Raw genomic sequence first — 17922 nt, forward strand, 5'->3', positions numbered from 1 at the left:
CTCGAAAAAATGCTTGTCGCGTTGTTCAACGCCGTCAAGGTTGAGTCTGTTCCGCTCAACTTTACCCAATTTCGTCCCAGCCCTCCACGCCGGCATGGACGGCAGCGATGCCGCGACACGAGTGCGAGGATCAGCGGATGACGATGTCGTCACCATGCGCTGGAAGCACTGGCCGGCGGCTACCACTGCATCGCCGTGGACCTGAAGGGATACGGTCAGTCGGACAAGCGCCCCGGCGACTATCGCCAACGCGGAGTGGCCCTCCAGCTCGAGGCGCTGCTGGACGAGATCGGGGTGGACAGATTCGTCTGGGTAACGCATGACCGCGGCAGCCCGGTCGGCGATCATCGCGCCAGCAACGCCGCTGGGCGCGTCGTCGGGTACGCGCGCGGGGCGCCAGCGACCTGGTCCGTACCGTTGCCGAGTTCAGCCATCCCGGCATCGCCACGGCCGTGCCGCGCTATTTCCACTCGTCGTCGTTCCGTCAGGAGTGGGTCGATCGGCGTACGACGCTGATCCGGTCCTGGACCGCGCCCGTCCTGCTGCTACAAGGGTCGAAGGATCCGCTGCAGCCGCGTGAATTCTATTCTGACCCAGACGTTTTGGCGCTTCTCCCGGCCGGGAGCGACGTGTACTTCTTTGACGCCGGGCACTTCTGGCCGTTCGAAGCACCCGAAGAGACGGTCGCGACGATGACCAGATTTTTGCAGCGAGTCGGGTAAGGCGCTGACCGAACGTGGATCGTGCACTGCCAGCGGCACAACGGAATTCACGCCCAATAGGCTGCTCGCCTAGAATCGTCGGCCGTGGGCCTCGACGACGCCGAAGCGCTGCGGGTATTGCACGCCGCGTTCGATAGCGACGGCAACGGCCTGGTCGACCGGTTCTACACGCGGTGGTTTTCTGTTGACGTCGCGGTGCGAGATCTGTTTCCGCCGGATATGACCGGCCAACGGGCAGCATTCGCCCAGGCTCTCGGCTGGGTATACGGCGAATTGGTCGCGCAGCGTGCCGAGCCGCCGGTGGCGTTCTTGGCCCAACTCGGCCGCGACCACCGCAAGTACGGGGTCGTCGCGCCGCACTACGAGACGTTGCGGCAGGCGCTGTACACCACGCTGCGCGACGAGCTTGCCGACGCCTGGACCGATGCCGTGGACGACGCCGCGACCCAATCGCTGAACCTGATCACCGGGGTGATGAGCGGCGCCGCCGACGCCGAGCAGGGACCGGCGTGGTGGGACGGCACGGTGACCGAGCACCGCCGGGTGTCGCGTGATCTCGCCGTCATCCGGCTGCTGTTGGATAGCGAGATGCCCTATCACCCGGGCCAGTACGTCAACGTCCACGTCCCACAATGCCCGCGGCGCTGGCGGTACCTCAGCCCAGCCATTCCGTCCAACCCGGACGGCGCGATCGAATTTCACGTTCGCGTGGTGCCCGGCGGTTTGGTCAGCACCGCGATTGTCAACGAGACCCGGCCCGGCGACCGGTGGCGACTGTCCAGCCCGCACGGCGCCATGCGGGTCGACCGCAACGGCGGCGACGTGCTGTTGGTCGCGGGCAGCACCGGGCTCGCACCACTGCGGACGTTGATCATGGACCTCGCCCGCTACGTGGACAACCCCCGGGTGCATCTGTTCTTCGGCGCGCGCTATCGCTGCGAGCTCTACGACCTGCCCACCCTGTGGCAGATCGCGGCCCACAACCCGTGGCTGTCGGTTTCGCCGGTGTCGGAGTACAGCCGCGACCCGGCCTGGGCGGCCGATTACCCGGATGTGACGCCGCCGCGCGGGCTGCACGTGCCCCAAAACGGCCGGCTGCCCGAGGTGGTGACCAAGTACGGCGGATGGGGCGACCGGCAGATCCTGATCTGCGGCGGTCCGGCCATGGTCCGCGCCACCAAGGCCGCTCTGATCGCCAAAGGCGCTTCGCCGCAACGTATTCAGCATGATCCGCTGTCCAGCTAACTAGAGGTGAGCCATGCATGTCGTCACCCTGCGTGACCCGTCGTCGCCGGTGGCCGCGCAGTTCGTACCGGAGGCCGGCATGATCGGCGTCTCGCTGTCGGACGGCGAGGTGGAACTGCTCGGCCAGCGACGCGGGCTGGAGGCTTACCTCGCCGAGGGCAAGACGATGGGCATCCCGATCCTCTACCCGTGGGCAAACCGATTGGGCTCCACCAGTTATACGGTCGACGGCGAGGTGATCACCCTGGAGCCGGGCGCTCGCGGCGTGCGTGCCGACCCGAACGGGCTGCCGATCCACGGCCTGCTCGCCGGTTACCGGGGCTGGCGCGTGATGAGCGAGACGGCCCACGAACTGATCGCCGAAGTGGACTTCGGCGCCGATCCGTCGCTGCTGGCCGGATTCCCGTTCCCGCACCTGCTGGTGGTGCGGGTGGAACTGGCCGACCGCACGCTCAGCGTGCACACCACCGTCGCGGCCACCACCGACAAGGCGGTTCCGCTGTGTTTCGGCTTCCACCCCTACCTTCGGTTGCCCGGCGTGCCGCGCAGCCAGTGGCGCATCGAAACGCCCGCGATGCGCCATCTGCTGGTCGACGAGCGTGGACTGCCGACCGGCGAGAGCGTCATGCAGCCGGCCAGCTCGGAACCGTTGGGCGACAAGGCTTTCGACGACGGCTACGACCAGGTGGCCGACGGCGCGGTGTTTGCGGTGTCGGGCGACGACCGCCGCATCGAGGTCCGCTTCGACCACGGCTTCCCGGCCGCGCAGATATTCGCGCCCACCGCCGAGGACCTGGTGTGTTTCGAGCCGATGGCCGCGCCAACCGACGCGTTACGTCGGGGAGGTTATCGCCGCGCGCATCCCGGGGAGCCGGCGGAGGCCCAGTTCGCGATTCGCGTGTGAGTTTGGCGTTTTGCGTGTGAATCTACGGATTTGATTGTGCACGTAGGGATTTGAGCGTGTAACCAGGGCGGGATTCGGGCGGCTGATGACGCCGTCGGCTCACAGTCAACGCCGTGACGTCACAGTCAACGCCGTGACGTCACAGTCAACGCCGCGCGCCTCGCTCACCACGCGGCTGCCAGACCACCAGGGCCGTGCTCTTGGGTACCACCGCGATCTCGCGGCGCTGGCGCTGGTTGGCCCGCAACGCGGCCAACTCCTCGCTCATCTCCTGCAGCCTGGACTGCAGCGCCTCGACCTGGTTGGTGAGCTCGATGATCCGTTTGATGCCGGCGAGGTTGACGCCCTCGTCCTGGGAGAGCCGCTGGACCTCGCGCAGCAGATCCACGTCATGCTCCGAATAGCGGCGCCCACCGCCGGAGGTGCGCTGCGGGCTGACCAGACCGAGCCGGTCGTAGGTTCGCAGCGTCTGCGCATGCATGCCGGCCAGCTCCGCGGCCACCGAAATCAGAAAGGTGCGGGACTCTTCTTTCCTCGAGTTCCTGGGGTTTGGCGCCATCAGCGATTACCTGCCCATCCGGCCCGCGGGTCGAAACCACTGGCCCGCTCGGCCGCCGCATAAGCCTCCAGCGCCTCTTTTGCGGCGCCGTCCAGGTTCGCCGGGACGGCAACCTTGACGGTCACCAGCAAGTCGCCGCTGCCGCCGCCGCGCTTGGGCACACCACGTCCGCGCACCCGCAGGATGCGGCCGTCGGCGGTGCCCTTCGGCACCCGGACACCCACGGTGCCGTCCAGTGTCGGAACCGAAAGCGTTGAGCCCAAGGCTAATTCGGCGAAGCTGACCGGGATGGTCACGGTGAGGTCGTCGCCGTCGCGGCCGAAGAGCTTGTCCGGCCGGACATGCACCGTGACGTACAGGTCACCCGAGGGGGCGCCGCGCAACCCGGCCTCGCCCTGCCCGGGCAGCCGGATCCGCTGTCCGTCCTCGACACCGGGGGGGATGCGCACATTGATGGTGCGGGTGCGGGTCGTGACGCCGGTGCCTTTGCACTCCTCGCAGGGGTGCTCGATGATCGACCCGCTGCCCCGGCAGTCGGTGCAGGGCTCAGAGAAACCGAAGGCGCCCTGGTTGCGACTGATCACGCCGGAGCCGTTGCAGGTGGGACACACCTTCGGGCTGGTGCCCGGCCGTGCGCCGCTGCCGTGGCAGTTGGTGCACGGGGCCGGGCTGGTCAGCCGCAACGGCATCGCGACGCCTTTGGCGGCCTCGATGAAGTCCAGCTCGGTTTCGGTCTCCAGGTCGTTGCCCCGGCGCGGCCGGGTGGGACGGGGGCTGGCGCCGCGGCCGAACAAGCCACCGAAGAGGTCGCCGATGTTCGTGCCGCCGGATCGGCCGGCGGCGTCGAACAGGTCGTTCAGGTTGAACTCGGCGCCGTCACCACCCATGCCGAAGCCGCCGAAGCCACCGGTGTCGAACCGCCGGCCACCGAAACCACCACCGGCGAACAGCCGCCGCGTTTCGTCGTACTCCTTGCGCTTGGCCTCGTCTGACAACACGCTGTACGCCTCGGAGACCGCCTTGAACCGTTCCGCACCGGCAGGGTTCTTGTCCGGATGCAGATCGGAAGCCAGCTTGCGGTAAGCCGTCTTGATCTCTTTGGCGCTGGCGTCGGAGGAGACGCCCAGCTCCTTATAGAAGTCCTTTTCGACCCATTCACGCTGGGCCATTTCGCGTCACCTCCTTTCGCCTTCTGGGATTGGTCGTCACTGACTTTCCGATGAATTCGATTCTGTCCCCTGCTCACCGGCGATGTCAGGGTTATCGCCCGGCTCGGCCTGCCCGGTTTCTCCGGTGTCATCGGCGGCCCCGGCGGCATCAGCCGCCTCAGTGGTGTCGGCGGACACCGTGTCGACGACACCGACCAGGGCATGGCGCAGGACCTGGTCACCCAGCTTGTAGCCATGCCGCATGACCGTCCCGATCACCGGTCGGGTGCCTTCGCCGCCGTCGCCCTCGTGCTGCACGGCTTCGTGCAGGACGGGGTCGAAGTCCTCGCCCTCGGCGCCGAAGGCCGTCAGGCCGAACGCGTTCAGCGCGCTCGTCAGTTTGTCGGCGACCGACTTCAGCGGACCAGACTCCAGATCACCGTGCTTACGGGCCCGATCGAGATCGTCGAGCACGCCCAGCAATTGGCTGACGACGGCGGCCTTGGCTCGATCCGCCGCCGCTTGCTGGTCGCGCAGCGCCCGCTTGCGGTAGTTGGCGAAATCGGCCTGCACCCGTTGCAGATCAGCGGTCAGCTCAGCGACTTTGTCCGCCGTCCTGTCCACCGCTTCTGCCGTGGCTTGGCCCGTCGGCTGGGCCTCTCCCGGCGCGGCGCCGGGAGAGGTGTGCCGAACTTCGCCCGTTTCGGGATCGATGCGCCGTTTGTCGGTGACCGTCACCTGTTCCGGATTTGCTTCCGTCACTTCGACTCCCGGTCGTCGTCAACCACCTCCGCGTCCACCACGTCGTCGGATGAGCTGGCGCCGGCTCCGGGCTGAGCGCTGGCACCGCCAGCGGCGCCGCCCTGAGCGGCCTGGGTGGCTTCATAGATCGCCTGTCCCAGTGCCTGCGATTCCTGGCCCAGCTTCTCCATCGCGGTCTTGATCGCGGCGATGTCCGAGCCGTTAAGCGCTGTCTTAGCCTCTGCCACTGCGGCATCGACCTTGTTCAGCGTGTCCTCGGGGACCTTCGAACCGCCTTCGGCCTCGCGCTGTTCTTTGACGAACTTCTCCGTCTGGTAGACCAGCGTTTCGGCCTGGTTGCGGACATCGGCCTCCTCGCGACGCTTGCGGTCCTCCTCGGCGTGCGCCTCGGCGTCCTTGATCATCCGGTCGATCTCCTCCTTGGACAGGCCGGAGCCTTCCTGGATGCGGATCGTGTTCTCCTTGCCGGTGCCCTTGTCCTTGGCCGTGACGTGCACGATGCCGTTGGCGTCGATGTCGAAGGTGACCTCGATCTGCGGGACGCCGCGCGGAGCCGGCGGGATACCGGTCAGCTCGAAGGATCCCAGCAACTTGTTGTGCGCAGCGATTTCGCGCTCACCCTGATAGACCTGGATCTGCACCGACGGCTGGTTGTCGTCGGCGGTGGTGAAGGTCTCCGACCGCTTGGTCGGGATGGTGGTGTTGCGCTCGATGAGCTTGGTCATCACGCCGCCCTTGGTCTCGATACCCAGGCTCAACGGCGTAACGTCAAGCAGCAGAACGTCTTTCACCTCGCCCTTGAGGACACCCGCCTGCAGCGCGGCACCAACGGCCACTACCTCGTCGGGGTTGACGCCCTTGTTGGGCTCCTTGCCACCGGTGAGCTCTTTGACCAGCTCGGTCACCGCGGGCATCCGGGTCGAACCGCCGACCAGCACCACGTGGTCGATGTCGGAAACTGAGATACCAGCGTCCTTGATGACCTGCTGGAAGGGTGCACGGGTGCGGTCCAGCAGATCCTGCGTGATGCGCTGGAACTCCGCGCGGGTCAGCTGCTCGTCGAGGAACAGCGGGTTCTTGTCCGCGTCGACGGTGATGTAGGGCAGGTTGATCGACGTGCTGCCCGACGAGGACAGCTCGATCTTGGCCTTCTCGGCCGCTTCCCGCAGCCGCTGCATGGCCATCTTGTCCTTGGTCAGGTCGATGCCGCTGGTTCCCTTGAACTTGTCGACCAGCCAGTTGACGATGCGGTCGTCCCAGTCGTCACCGCCCAGGTGGTTGTCACCGCTGGTGGCACGGACCTCCACCACGCCTTCGCCGATTTCCAGCAGCGAGACGTCGAAGGTGCCGCCACCGAGGTCGAACACCAGGATGGTCTGTTCCTTCTCGCCTTTGTCCAGGCCGTAGGCCAGTGCCGCGGCGGTGGGTTCGTTGACGATGCGCAGCACGTTGAGACCGGCGATCTGGCCGGACTCCTTGGTGGCCTGGCGCTGGGCGTCGTTGAAGTAGGCGGGCACGGTGATGACCGCGTCGGTGATGTCCTCACCGAGGTAGGCCTCCGCGTCGCGCTTCAGCTTCATCAAAATCCGCGCGCTGATCTCCTGCGCGGTGTATTTCTTGCCGTCGACCTCGATGGACCAGTCGGTGCCCATGTGCCGCTTGACCGAACGCACCGTGCGGTCGACGTTGGTCACCGCCTGGTTCTTGGCCGGCTGGCCGACGAGCACTTCGCCGTTACGCGCGAACGCGACGACGGACGGCGTGGTCCTGGAGCCTTCGGAGTTAGCGACTACGACTGGGTCGCCACCTTCCAGAACGGACACGACGGAGTTGGTGGTCCCGAGGTCGATACCGACCGCACGAGCCATAGTGATTCCTCCTGAGTAGATTGCTTCTTTTCTTGCACTATGCTGAGTGAACCCGGCTCAAGACTGCTACCCGACGATTGGGCTGTCAACTCAGACTTGAGCCGGATTCACTCAACTTGTTGATCATCCTAACGGCGGGCGCCGACATCTTGTTCCCGGGTGGCGAGTTCGTCGGTTTCTCGTGCGGGCGCGGCTTCGATGCGCCGGGTCTATGAACCTCGAGTGTCTGCCAAGCACAGGTCGAGCGCCGCGCCGAACGCGCCCTGGCCTCAATCGCCTGAGCAATTCGCCTGAGGCCGCGTCCCGTCCTGTGTGAAGTGGCGGCGTCGAGTGTGAAGCCGCGGCTTTGAGTGTTACGCCAAGGCGGAGGAAATCGCGGATTCGCCGCCGTAGACGCACTCGCAAAGCCGTAGATGCACACGCAAAGCCGTGAGTGCACAGTTAACCCTCTGAGCCCGCAAATCACCGCGACCAATGATAACAGAGCACTCGCTCTGTTATCATGCCGATCATGCCCCGCCCTCGCCTGCATGACCCCGACCGCGTCCTCGACGCCGTCGAGTCGTTGGCCGTCTCCGCCGGCCCGGCCGCAGTGACCATCCGGGCGATCAGCGCGGCGGTCGGCATGTCCAACGGCGCGCTGTACCACACCTTCGGGTCGCGGATGGGTCTATTAGCCCGAGCATGGCTGCGCGCCGGACAGCGGTTTCTGGACGCGCAGACGGCATCGGTGGAGCAAGCACCGACCGGAGTCCAGGCCGTGTTGGCTGCCGCGGATACCCCAGCAGCTTTCGCCGAGCAGTATCCGAACTCGGGGCGGCTGCTGCTGACGGTGCCCAGAGACACCCTTCTGAATTCGGACTTGCCCGACGAAATTGCCTCCGCCATAAGAGATCTCGAGACCAGGCTGGTCGGTTTGATGATCCGACTCGCGGTCAGCCTATGGGATCGCAAAGACGCCGCCGCCGTGGACACCATCACCACCTGCATCGTCGATCTGCCGACGGCAATCCTGCTGCGCCGCAACCGCCTCGGCAGCAAGACGGCGCGTGAACAACTTCGTGCGGCCGTCACGGCCGTGCTGGACGTCGGCCCACCTCCCGAAAGGACAACACCATGACAATCAGCCTCGACTACGACGAGAAAATCGCCATCCTCAATCTCGGCGACGACGAAAACCGGTTCTCCCCAGCCTTTCTCGACGACATCAACACCCGCCTTGACGAGGTCGTCGCCAGCGGCGCCCACGGCCTGGTGACGACGGCCACCGGCAAGTTCTACACCAACGGGCTGGATCTGGACTGGCTCACCGCGCACGCCGACCAGACCCAGTGGTACGTCGGGCGGGTCCAGGGATTACTGGCCCGCATGCTGACGCTGCCCATCCCCACGGCGGCAGCGGTCGTCGGCCATGCGTTCGGCGCCGGGGCGATGCTGGCCCTGGCGCACGATTTCCGGGTCATGCGTGCCGATCGCGGCTACTTCTGCTTTCCCGAAGTCGACATCAACATCCCGTTCACGCCCGGCATGGCGGCGCTGATCCAGGCCAAACTCACTCCGCAAGCCGCGGTCGCCTCGATGACGACCGGTCGGCGCTTCGGCGGCGAGGAGGCCGCCGGCATCGGAATCGTCGACAGCGCGGCAGCCGAGGGCGCCGTGACCGATGCGGCCCTGGCCCTGCTGCGACCGCTCGGCGGCAAAAACCAGGGCACGCTGGGCGCGATCAAACAGACCATGTTCGCCCAGGCGGTGGCTACGCTAACCGCGGAGGGAGCCGCCACATGACCGACCTCATCGACCGGACCAAGATGTTCGGGCTGATCGAGCAACGGATCGCCAAGACCACGAATCCACGCCAGCTCCTGATGCTCGACCGGCTGCTGCAGCACGCCAAAGGCGAGGCAAATCTGGACGTCGATCTGGTGATGTCGACGCTCACCGCCAACCCGCGCTACATCGCCTGGGGCGCGCCGGCGGATATGAGCCCGGTGGGACGCGAAGCGGTCCGGACGTTCTACGAAGAGACCATTGTGCGGGGCGGCCAGTTCTACCTCGAATTCGACATGGATCGCATCGTGGTCGACGACGACACTATCGTTACCGAGGGCAATTACCGCTCGCTCTACTACGGAGCCGACGCCGCGAAAAGGGGCTTTCCCGTTGACGATCCGCAGGCCTTCTACCTCCTTTCGCTGCGCATGCTGATCGTCTGGCCGTTCGATGCCGAGGGCTTCATCATCGGCGAGGAGACCTATTCCGCGATCACCACGCCCGATTTCTTGCAGAAGATCGAAATATCTGACGTGCCGCAGCAGTTTCGCGAGTTCATCGACGCGCGTTAGTGGTTAATCTCCTCCAGATGAGCGGCGCATCGATACCCGAAGAACTTCGCCAGCGCGATCCCGAGTTCATCCGGGCCGTCCTGCCGCCGTTGTGGTTGGCCGCGACGGTGTGGTTCCGGGCCGAGGTGAATGGTTTTGAAAACGTGCCCGACGAGCCGGTGCTGTTCGTCGGGAACCACAGCGGTGGCGGCTCCACGCCGGACACGTTCATCTTCCTGCTGGCCTACAACACCTTCTTCACCGTCGAAGGCCGCCCGCTGTACGGGCTGGCGCACGACACCGTCACGGCCGCGCCCGTGATCGGCGGATGGACCCGCAAACTCGGCGTGGTGCCGGCAGCCAACTCTTTCGCCGAGCGCATCTTCGAGACCGGAGCGTCCGCGCTGGTCTATCCCGGCGGCGACGTGGAGGCGTTGCGGCCCTGGCGGGACCGCAACAAGATCGTCTTCTCGGGCCGTAAGGGTTTTTTGCACTTGGCTCATCGATGCAAGGTCAAGATCGTCCCGGTGGTCGCCACCGGCGGTCACGACACGTTGATCATCCTCAACGACGGCCGTCGCACCGCCAAGTTGCTGCGGCTGGACAAACTGGCGCGGGTGAAAAGCATGCCAATGACGCTCAGCGTCCCGTGGGGTCTGTCGCCGATACCATGGCCGCACGTTCCGCTTCCGGCCAAGATCCGCATGCAAGTACTCGACCCGATCGATCTGCGCGACCGGTTTGGCGATAAACCTGACTGGGATTACGCGTATGACTACGTCACCAGCGTCATGCAGGTCGGACTGTCCAAACTGGCCAGCAGAACCGTCGTCCCGATGGTCCGGTGACATGACCCAGCAGGTGACCGTCTCGCGCCACGTCCGTCGCCCTGCCGACGAAATTACCGACTTCGTCACCGACCCGCACAAACTGCTTTCCAAGACGTCCACGCTCAGCCGATGCCGGTTCATCGAGTCCTGTGCTGAGGGTGAACTGTGGGATGTCTATCTGGACAGTGGCACAGTGCATTTGGGCGGACGGGTGCTCATCGCACCGCCCGAAGACGGCCGGTTGCACTGGCAATCGGTAAGAGGAACACGGCACTCCTTCGACGCAATCGTCGAGCCTGACGGCGAAGGCAGCCGGCTCACAATGACTTTGGCGTTTTCCGTCACCGGCTACGGCATCGCGTGGATCAGCGAGATGATCGGGCGCGGTCTGGTCGCCCGTAACCTGGAAGCGATCGCCGAGGAAATCCGGCACCATCTGGAATTCGGGGACTAAGCCGTCGCCGAGCGTGCACCTACTGCGAAAATCGGGCCGAGATTTCGCAGTGGTTACACGTTCGGCGAGTAACGAGCGCCGAGCCCATTCAGCGCAGGACGTTGGCGACGACGTGTTGGGTGTTGTACGGCGCACCAATCGGCACCCCGTTCGAGTCGGTCTGCGTATTCCATTGGCTGGCAAAGATATTCAGGTATTCCAGGGTAGATCCGGGAATGATGTAGCCGCCATAGTTCTGTGGCACGAAGTGTGGCGCATCAGGGTCATGCTGCTGCATGACAACGGTCAGTTTGCCCTTGCTGAACACCTCGGTGGGGTGGTCGGCTACCCGGATCTCCACCCTGCCATCCGGGCCGCTTGCCACATTGAAACCGGACAGCACGGCGGCACCGCCGATTTCCCGGAAGCTGAGTTCGCCGAAGTTGGTGTCACTGATCGCGACGGCATGTTGTCTGGGTCTGCCCCAGCCGGTGCCGCCGTCGGGCCGTCGAACCAGGGGCTGCCAGGCGGAGCGGTCGGCGCAGGTTCCAGGGTCGGCCCGATATAGCCTCACTTTTCGGCTCCGGTCGAAGGAGTCGGCGACGATGTATACCTTGCCGTCCTTGCTCTGGTATCCGCTGATCTGCGACTGCCCGCCGTTCGCATGGCCGCCCGGACGCCACGACCCTGGGACGGGCCGCCAACCTTTCGATGGGTCGTCGACTTCAACGAGCCACGAACCCCCCTCGGGGCGCAGCTGATTGGTACCGACCACCAGCATGTAAGTCCGACTGCTGAGTTGGATGCTGCCCGCCGGAAGCGTGTTCATTCCGCGCGCCTGACGCGGCGGGATGAACAACGGATTGAGGCTTCCCCTCGGTCCGGTCAGGGGCAGCCCGAAATGTGGGCGACCCAGGTCGTCGAATGTCACCGGCACTGCGACCGAGGGGTAATGGGGATATGTGCCTACCCTGCTGCCGCCGAACGCGTCGCCGAAGACGGCCACATATGACCCGTCGGGTAGCCGAACGACCTCGCCCAGGTCCGCCGCGCCGATGCCGGGTATCCCCCCGCGCGCGCCGGTCCCCGCGATCGGCCCGAGGTTACGAACCTCGCCACGGCGCAGCCGCCGGGCAGCCCCGAGGGCCGCTGTGTGCCGCGGCCCCTGCTCGGCGGACGTCGGCTCCACCGGGTCATTATCACCGTTCCCGCGGACGCAGCAGCGGTAACGCTTTGTCATCGTGGCGGTTTCAAAGGCGCGTCACTGCTGTAACTCGCCTTACCTCGGCCGTAATCTGACTCCCGATATCTCTGATTTTTCAGGAGTAGCGCGTGCTCTTATCGCGAAAAGCACTGTGCGGCGCGGCCCTAATGCCGGTGCTGTTGGTTGCCGGGTGCAGCACTCTGATCGAGGGCAAGCCGGTCGCGGTACCCGGCACCGGGCCAACCGAACCGTCCTTTCCCACCCCACGGGACACCCCCACCGCGCTGCCGACCGCAGCGCCGATTCCGCCGCCGACACCGACAAGCCCGCCCGGGCCGGGCGGCGCCATCCCGCTGAAGCCCGACCAGAACGGTTACGTCTTCATCGAGACGAAATCGGGGCTGACGCGCTGCCAGATCAATACGAACAGCGTCGGCTGCGAAGCCGCGTTCACCAACTCGCCGCTGCAGGATGGCGAGCACGCCAACGGCGTCAACGTCAACGCCAACGGATCCGTGCAGTGGGTCCTCGGCAATCTCGGGGCCATCCCGGCCGTCACGATCGACTACAAGACCTACGACGCGCAGGGCTGGACGATCAACGCCACCGTCGAGGGCACCCGGTTCACCAACAACAACACCCGTCACGGCATGTTCGTCAGCATCCAGAAGGTCGACACCTTCTAGGCGTTGGCCGCGCAATCACGGCGTTGAGTGTGTACTCACGGCGTTGGGTGTGAAGTGGCGGCGTTGAGCGTTACGCCAGGGCGCGGAAATCCGCCTCTCGCCGCCCAGGCTTCACACTGAAATCCCGGGTTTCACGCCCGCCGCCCCTGCGTCACACCCAACGCCCAGGCTTCACGCCCACCGCCCTAGCGTCACAGCCAGCGCCGCCTACTTCACAGGCAACGCCCACACCCGGCAGTGGCTGGTGTGACGGTGTGCTGCCCAACGCCGAGGAAGCCTGCGGCGATCGCCAGGTACGGTCAGTACCATCGGTGCCGTGGCAAACTATCGCCCACCCGATGACTTCAACCGGCAGCCAACCCAAAAGGCGCCGTGGGATCAATTGCAGGCCGGCCAGGGGCCGCCGCCTCCGCCGGACGTTCCACCGCCTCCTCCCGCTCCGCATGACACCTACCGGCCCCCGGAACCACAGGCTCCGTACGAGGGATTCCAGCCCCAAGAACCGGTAGACCCGGACGCCAAGCCGGCACCGTGGTACCGCCGGTGGCTGGGGCTGCTGCTCTGGGGGCTCCTTGTGCTGGTTCTGATTGCGCTGATCATCTACGGCATCACCAAGTTGATCGGCGGCGGCGAAGGTACCAGCAACACGCCGACAACCAGTTCGACCACCACCGAGTCGACGACGGTCACACCTACCACCACCACGACGCCACCGGAGTCCACGACGACGCCGGAATCCACGACCGCTCCCCCTGCGGCACCGCCGCCCAGCGGGGCCCCGCCGCCACCGCATCGGCCATCGCAGCAACCGCCGCCACAGCCGCCGTCGCAGCAACCTTCGCCGGCGCCCACCAAAACACACAAACATCTGCCGCCGCTGCCGTCGGTGATAACGATTCCGGGGGTGCCAACCCCGATCACCGTGCCGCCCGTCCCTTAACAACCCGGTCGCGGCAAGGTCGCGTTTTGACCATCGACCGGTGCGCACTGACATGCCGCCAGTCCTAGGCGATACGCTCAGCGGCCGTGGCAAGGAACGACCCACCGGGCTATGGCGTCAACGACCCCACCGCCCACGGCAACAGGGGCGACGCCGAGCACGAACCGGAACCCGTGCCGGGCTGGCGCAAACCCCTAGGCCTGGCCGGAATCGGCCTACTCATCGTCGTGCTGATCGGGCTGATCATCTTCGGGGTCGTCGAGCTCATGCACGATCCGGAGTCGACGCCGACGCCCCCGACGTCGAGGGTGACGACCACCATGCCCAGTCCGGCGGCGACGACGACCGCGCCGACGACCAGCACCACAACAACGACGACGACGACGAGCACGAATCCACCGACCGTGGACACCGACACGCCGTCGTCGCAACCACACCGCTTGCCGCATCTACCGCACTTTTGACACGGCCGGGGTCAGAACGGCTAAACACTAGGGTGAGGACCGTGAGCCGAATGCCGGCACCCAAACAAGCACGGGAGTATGCACTATGACTGAGCCACTCGGGTTGTCGATCGGGGTGGCCAACCTGGTCGCGGTCCACCCCGGTGCCGCTCCAGTCATGCGTAGCTCGGTACTGACCCTTTTCGACGGTCGGCCAACCGAGGTCGGCCTGCCCGAAGAGAACCCGAACCTGACCGAGTCCGGCCTGGTGATGCGAGGCTTCGTCGAGCGGGTAGGCGACCGCAACCCGCTGGTGGCGGCCGACGGCACGAAGTACCTCGGCGATGCATTGATGGTGGAAGCGCTTGAGGCGCTCGCGCGCTCGGTCGGTTATGGATCGCCGATTACCATCGCGGTCCCGGCGTATTGGTCCGATGCCCAGTCCGCCACCTTGCGCAGCGAGTTCTTCGCCCAACCCGGCCTGGCCGCCGAGGGCGTCACCCCGGTTTTGATCTCCGACGCCGCGGCCGGCCTGGCGACGCTGCGGAGCAAAGCGGGATTCCCCAGGGACGGCGTCGTCGCGCTGTGCGACTTCGGCGCGGGCGGCACCACCGTGAGCTTGATCAATGCCGGCTCGAATTTCCAGCAGATCGGCCAGTCCATTCGGTACACCGACTTCTCCGGCGAAGCGATCGACCAGCTGGTTGCCAGCTATGTGCGGTCCGGCGGTCAAGACGCCGCCACCAGCACCGATCTCGCCGCCACCCGGCCGGTGTCGGCGCGACTGCTCGCGGCCAGCCGACGCGCCAAGGAGCAACTGTCAAGCGCCACGGCGGCCACCCTGACGACGGATTCGGGCGCAGATTTCCGGCTGTCCCGCGCAGAGCTCGAGCAACTCATCTCCGCGCCGCTGGACCGATTTGTGGCCACGCTGGCGGAGGTATTGCAGCGCAACGGGATTCCGCGTGAGAACCTCGCCGCGGTGGCAGCGCTCGGCGGAGGGGCCAGCATCCCGCTGGTGACCGCGCGGCTCTCGGAACGCCTTCGGGTCCCCGTCCTCACCACGCCGCAACCCATGTTCAGCGCTGCCATCGGCGCGGCGGCGTTGGGCGCCCAGCAGTTGTCGGCGGGTGCGGCCACCGCGGCAGGTGCCGCGGTTGAAGTACCGACCGAACTGGTCAGCGTGCCGGAAACCGAAGCGTTGCCACATCAGGACGCCGACCGACCCGCCTACGCTCTGGCCTGGTCACAGGATTCCGCCACGGGACAAGAGCCGGTCCCCTACACCGGTCCCGAACACACCGGCGGCTACGGCGCGGAACCACCGGCGCACGTCCCTGCAGCTGAGGAGCGCCGCGACGAAGAACCGGGACCACTGCCGTGGTACAAGCGCACGGCGCTGGTCGTCACCGTGGTCGCTGCGCTTGCGGCGGTGCTGCTGGCGGTGGTGTTGGCCCTCACCGTCGGCCACGGCAAGACCACACCTGTCAACACCACGCCCAAGGAATCGCAAACGCCGCAAACGGTCACCAGCACCGGGCCGAACAACAGCCCCTCCCCGTCGGTGAGCCCGCCGCCGTCTCAGACGACCCAGCCACCGGCGACCACCACCCAGGCACCGTCCACTCGGTCGTCGACAGCTGCGCCGACAACCACAACCCAGGCGCCGACCACCACGACGCTAACGTCGTCGGCGCCGACGACCACGGCAGCAACAACCACCAAGCCGGCGACGACGACGGCCTCGCCGCCGCCCACCCGCGGTCCGGGTGGACCCGGGTTCGGTCCGTTCGGGCCCGCTCCCGGGCGCTAGACGGCCGCCCCTAGTTCGTTCGGCCCGGCTTCGGCGTCGTCATGCACAGCGAAAATTCAATGTCCGCTGTATATATTTTGAGCCGGCGAGGGTATCCACGGAGTCGTGAGCGCTGATCTGCGCGCTGAATCACTCGGCTTATCTATCGGGGTCGCGAACTTTGTTGCGGCTCGGGTAGGTAGCGCGCCCGTGACCCGCCAGTCTGTGCTGACGTTGTTCGGCGGCCGGGCGAGCGAACTCGCTCTGCCGGATGAGGCACCAAACCCTGCCGGAACCGGCATGGTGATGCGCGGATTTGTCGAGCGGGTCGGTGTCCCCACACCGCTGGTAGCGCCTGACGGGACCCAGCACCTCGGTGCGGCGCTGACGGCCGAAGCCCTGGATGCAATCGCACGCACGGTCGGCTACGGAGCCCCGGTCAGCATCGCGGTTCCCGCGCACTGGTCCGAAGCCCAATTCGCGGCGCTGCGAGAGGCGCTGTTCACCCGGGGCGCGCTGACGACGACCACCGACGTGCCGCCGGTATTGATCCCCGATGCCACAGCCGCCCTCGGGGCGCTCTACGCCAAGCCCGGTTTTCCCACCGGCGGTGTCGTCGCCCTGTGCGACTTCGGTGCCAGCGGCACCAACGTCACGCTGACCGATGCCGCGTCAAACTTCCAACGAATCGGCTCAACGCTCCGGTACACCGAATTCTCCGGCGATCGCATCGACCAATTCATCCTCAGCCATCTTCACCGCGACGGCGCCGAAACCGCTGACGACCATGCGAGCACCGCGCCGCTAAGGGCGTTGAGTCGTCGGCTCGACGACTGCCGGCGCGCCAAGGAACAACTGTCGGTTGCCACGATGAGCGTCGTCCCGGCCGAAATGCCTGGTTTCGGACGAGATATTCCACTGTCCCGCAACCAGTTTGAACACATCATTGCCGGACCGCTGGACCGATTCGTCGACTTTGTCGAGCAGACGTTGCAGCACAACGACGTTCCGAAAGCCAACTTGGCCGCCGCCGCGATCGTGGGCGGCGGCGCCTGCATCCCGCTGATCACCTCACGATTGTCCGAACGCCTGCAAACGCCGATCTTCACGACGGCGCAACCGGCCTGCAGCGCCGCGATCGGCGCGGCGGTGCTGGGGCAGCAGCGATCGGTCAGCGGCGCGCCCACCGCCGCCGGCGCCGCGGCGCAGGCCGACACGGCCGTCGGGCAACCGACCGAGGTTGTCCCGGCCGCGTGGGCCGCCCGCGCCGAGCCGGACGCGGACGAAAACGACCCACAATCAGCGACGTACCGCGCCCTGGCCTGGTCGCAGGAGGCCGGCTCAGCGCCCGAGCCGGTCCCTTACGCGGCCGACGACGAACCCGGGCCGGAGCACCCGCCGGTACACCCCGAGGTCGAGCCCGCGACTGCGCCGCGCTGGTATACCCGCCCGGCCTTGCTGTTGGGTGTCGCCGGCGTCGCCGCGCTGCTGCTCGTGGGCGGGGTTGTGGTCGCGGCGTTGGAGCTGGCCAAGGTTCCCCGTCCCGCTCAAATACCCAGCAATATCACCCCACCGGTCGAATCGTCGCCGATCAAGCCGGTATCCCAGGTGCCCTCTGAAACCGGTCCGACCTCCACCGGCCCTGCGATACCGCCGTCGTCCCCGTGGACCACCACGATGACCACCGAGCCGACCCAGACCGGGACAACGACAGAGCCGGCGCCCACGACCCAGCCCACCACCCGTCCGACCACGACTTGGGCGACCACCACCGCTTCGAGCGTCACTGCGCCGACCACCAGCGTCTATCCGTCGGTGACCAAACCTTGGCCACAGACGACCACGCCGCACGGAACGGCGACGATTGCACCTCCGGTTCCGCCGGTCAGCATCCCGCCCGGATACGGTTACTGAATCCGGTCTCGCCTAACCGGAATCTCTCTGGAACCGCGCACACCGCTAAGCAACTTAGGGCAGCCTATCTCGCGTGGAAAACCCCACAGATGTCACTATTGGCAGGTTAAGCAGCCAGCTAGTACAGGCATGTAACTAAGCATTTGGGGAG

General features: G+C 66.2%; 18 protein-coding genes. 13 read left to right on the forward strand and 5 right to left on the reverse strand.

Features of this window, described 5'->3' with window-relative positions; translation table 11 throughout:
- The first annotated feature begins 168 nt into the window (after positions 1-168).
- The 3 genes from AC5Y2L_RS01875 to AC5Y2L_RS01885 all read left to right on the forward strand — a co-directional run bounded on the left by AC5Y2L_RS01875 (position 169) and on the right by AC5Y2L_RS01885 (position 2871).
- Positions 169-516, forward strand: a complete 348-nt coding sequence (locus AC5Y2L_RS01875; RefSeq protein WP_499943614.1) for an alpha/beta fold hydrolase — start codon at positions 169-171, stop codon at positions 514-516.
- Between the two features lie 290 nt (positions 517-806).
- Positions 807-1967, forward strand: a complete 1161-nt coding sequence (locus AC5Y2L_RS01880) for an FAD-binding oxidoreductase (RefSeq protein WP_499938992.1) — start codon at positions 807-809, stop codon at positions 1965-1967.
- A gap of 13 nt (positions 1968-1980) precedes the next feature.
- Complete coding sequence (locus AC5Y2L_RS01885; RefSeq protein WP_499938991.1) at positions 1981-2871, forward strand: aldose 1-epimerase; 891 nt, start codon at positions 1981-1983, stop codon at positions 2869-2871.
- A 145-nt stretch (positions 2872-3016) separates the two neighbouring features.
- Here AC5Y2L_RS01885 and AC5Y2L_RS01890 read toward each other — a convergent pair whose 3' ends face one another.
- The 4 genes from AC5Y2L_RS01890 to dnaK are packed head-to-tail and all read right to left on the reverse strand — an operon-like array spanning position 3017 to position 7208.
- A complete protein-coding gene (locus AC5Y2L_RS01890; RefSeq protein WP_499938989.1) occupies positions 3017-3430 on the reverse strand; it encodes a heat shock protein transcriptional repressor HspR in 414 nt (137 codons plus the stop codon).
- Entirely contained in the window at positions 3430-4599 is a 1170-nt protein-coding gene (gene dnaJ, locus AC5Y2L_RS01895) for a molecular chaperone DnaJ (protein ID WP_499938988.1), read from the reverse strand. The genes AC5Y2L_RS01890 and dnaJ overlap by 1 nt, the downstream gene beginning before the upstream one ends.
- Positions 4600-4635: 36 nt before the next feature.
- The gene (grpE, locus tag AC5Y2L_RS01900) at positions 4636-5340 is read right to left on the reverse strand and encodes a nucleotide exchange factor GrpE (protein WP_499938986.1); all 705 of its coding nucleotides are present in this window, start codon (positions 5338-5340) and stop codon (positions 4636-4638) included.
- Positions 5337-7208, reverse strand: a complete 1872-nt coding sequence (gene dnaK, locus AC5Y2L_RS01905; RefSeq protein ID WP_499938984.1) for a molecular chaperone DnaK — start codon at positions 7206-7208, stop codon at positions 5337-5339. Before dnaK ends, grpE begins: the two co-directional genes overlap by 4 nt.
- Positions 7209-7719: 511 nt before the next feature.
- On the opposite strand from dnaK, the gene AC5Y2L_RS01910 reads away from it, so the two are divergent.
- The 5 genes from AC5Y2L_RS01910 to AC5Y2L_RS01930 are packed head-to-tail and all read left to right on the forward strand — an operon-like array spanning position 7720 to position 10813.
- Complete coding sequence (locus tag AC5Y2L_RS01910; protein ID WP_499938983.1) at positions 7720-8328, forward strand: TetR/AcrR family transcriptional regulator; 609 nt, start codon at positions 7720-7722, stop codon at positions 8326-8328.
- Positions 8325-8993 carry an enoyl-CoA hydratase-related protein gene (locus tag AC5Y2L_RS01915; RefSeq protein ID WP_499938982.1) on the forward strand — a complete coding sequence of 223 codons (669 nt, stop codon included), beginning with the start codon at positions 8325-8327 and terminating at the stop codon, positions 8991-8993. The genes AC5Y2L_RS01910 and AC5Y2L_RS01915 overlap by 4 nt, the downstream gene beginning before the upstream one ends.
- Positions 8990-9550: a nuclear transport factor 2-like protein gene (locus AC5Y2L_RS01920; RefSeq protein WP_499938980.1), complete on the forward strand. Its 561-nt coding sequence runs from the start codon at positions 8990-8992 to the stop codon at positions 9548-9550. Before AC5Y2L_RS01915 ends, AC5Y2L_RS01920 begins: the two co-directional genes overlap by 4 nt.
- Before the next feature lie 17 nt (positions 9551-9567).
- A complete protein-coding gene (locus AC5Y2L_RS01925) occupies positions 9568-10377 on the forward strand; it encodes a 1-acyl-sn-glycerol-3-phosphate acyltransferase (RefSeq protein ID WP_499938979.1) in 810 nt (269 codons plus the stop codon).
- Position 10378: 1 nt separating this feature from the next.
- Positions 10379-10813 (forward strand): SRPBCC family protein, encoded by a 435-nt coding sequence (locus tag AC5Y2L_RS01930; RefSeq protein ID WP_499938977.1) that lies wholly within the window; start codon positions 10379-10381, stop codon positions 10811-10813.
- 88 nt (positions 10814-10901) lie between these two features.
- Here the strand turns inward: AC5Y2L_RS01930 and AC5Y2L_RS01935 are convergent, their stop codons facing one another.
- On the reverse strand, positions 10902-11981 hold the full coding sequence (locus AC5Y2L_RS01935; protein ID WP_499938976.1) for a DUF4185 domain-containing protein: 1080 nt from the start codon (positions 11979-11981) through the stop codon (positions 10902-10904).
- Between the two features lie 182 nt (positions 11982-12163).
- Between AC5Y2L_RS01935 and AC5Y2L_RS01940 the strand changes: the two genes are divergently transcribed.
- The 5 genes from AC5Y2L_RS01940 to AC5Y2L_RS01960 all read left to right on the forward strand — a co-directional run bounded on the left by AC5Y2L_RS01940 (position 12164) and on the right by AC5Y2L_RS01960 (position 17771).
- Positions 12164-12682 carry a hypothetical protein gene (locus AC5Y2L_RS01940; RefSeq protein WP_499939147.1) on the forward strand — a complete coding sequence of 173 codons (519 nt, stop codon included), beginning with the start codon at positions 12164-12166 and terminating at the stop codon, positions 12680-12682.
- A 316-nt stretch (positions 12683-12998) separates the two neighbouring features.
- Positions 12999-13622: a hypothetical protein gene (locus AC5Y2L_RS01945; protein WP_499938974.1), complete on the forward strand. Its 624-nt coding sequence runs from the start codon at positions 12999-13001 to the stop codon at positions 13620-13622.
- An 86-nt stretch (positions 13623-13708) separates the two neighbouring features.
- Positions 13709-14086, forward strand: coding sequence for a hypothetical protein (locus AC5Y2L_RS01950; protein WP_499938973.1), 378 nt, complete (start codon positions 13709-13711; stop codon positions 14084-14086).
- An 85-nt stretch (positions 14087-14171) separates the two neighbouring features.
- Positions 14172-15878 (forward strand): Hsp70 family protein, encoded by a 1707-nt coding sequence (locus AC5Y2L_RS01955; RefSeq protein ID WP_499938972.1) that lies wholly within the window; start codon positions 14172-14174, stop codon positions 15876-15878.
- Positions 15879-16067: 189 nt separating this feature from the next.
- Positions 16068-17771, forward strand: coding sequence for an Hsp70 family protein (locus tag AC5Y2L_RS01960; RefSeq protein ID WP_499943485.1), 1704 nt, complete (start codon positions 16068-16070; stop codon positions 17769-17771).
- Positions 17772-17922 lie beyond the last annotated feature (151 nt).

Source organism: Mycobacterium sp. NGS66 (genome assembly GCF_059812225.1).

What these genes read in the sequence shown, in the direction of transcription:
- AC5Y2L_RS01890 (WP_499938989.1), bottom strand. Translation starts at nt 3,430, where the DNA reads ATGGCGCCAAACCCCAGGAACTCGAGGAAAGAAGAGTCCCGCACCTTT.
- AC5Y2L_RS01915 (WP_499938982.1), top strand. Translation starts at nt 8,325, where the DNA reads ATGACAATCAGCCTCGACTACGACGAGAAAATCGCCATCCTCAATCTC.
- AC5Y2L_RS01885 (WP_499938991.1), top strand. Translation starts at nt 1,981, where the DNA reads ATGCATGTCGTCACCCTGCGTGACCCGTCGTCGCCGGTGGCCGCGCAG.
- dnaJ (WP_499938988.1), bottom strand. Translation starts at nt 4,599, where the DNA reads ATGGCCCAGCGTGAATGGGTCGAAAAGGACTTCTATAAGGAGCTGGGC.
- AC5Y2L_RS01930 (WP_499938977.1), top strand. Translation starts at nt 10,379, where the DNA reads ATGACCCAGCAGGTGACCGTCTCGCGCCACGTCCGTCGCCCTGCCGAC.
- AC5Y2L_RS01920 (WP_499938980.1), top strand. Translation starts at nt 8,990, where the DNA reads ATGACCGACCTCATCGACCGGACCAAGATGTTCGGGCTGATCGAGCAA.
- AC5Y2L_RS01910 (WP_499938983.1), top strand. Translation starts at nt 7,720, where the DNA reads ATGCCCCGCCCTCGCCTGCATGACCCCGACCGCGTCCTCGACGCCGTC.
- AC5Y2L_RS01940 (WP_499939147.1), top strand. Translation starts at nt 12,164, where the DNA reads ATGCCGGTGCTGTTGGTTGCCGGGTGCAGCACTCTGATCGAGGGCAAG.
- AC5Y2L_RS01925 (WP_499938979.1), top strand. Translation starts at nt 9,568, where the DNA reads ATGAGCGGCGCATCGATACCCGAAGAACTTCGCCAGCGCGATCCCGAG.
- dnaK (WP_499938984.1), bottom strand. Translation starts at nt 7,208, where the DNA reads ATGGCTCGTGCGGTCGGTATCGACCTCGGGACCACCAACTCCGTCGTG.
- AC5Y2L_RS01955 (WP_499938972.1), top strand. Translation starts at nt 14,172, where the DNA reads ATGACTGAGCCACTCGGGTTGTCGATCGGGGTGGCCAACCTGGTCGCG.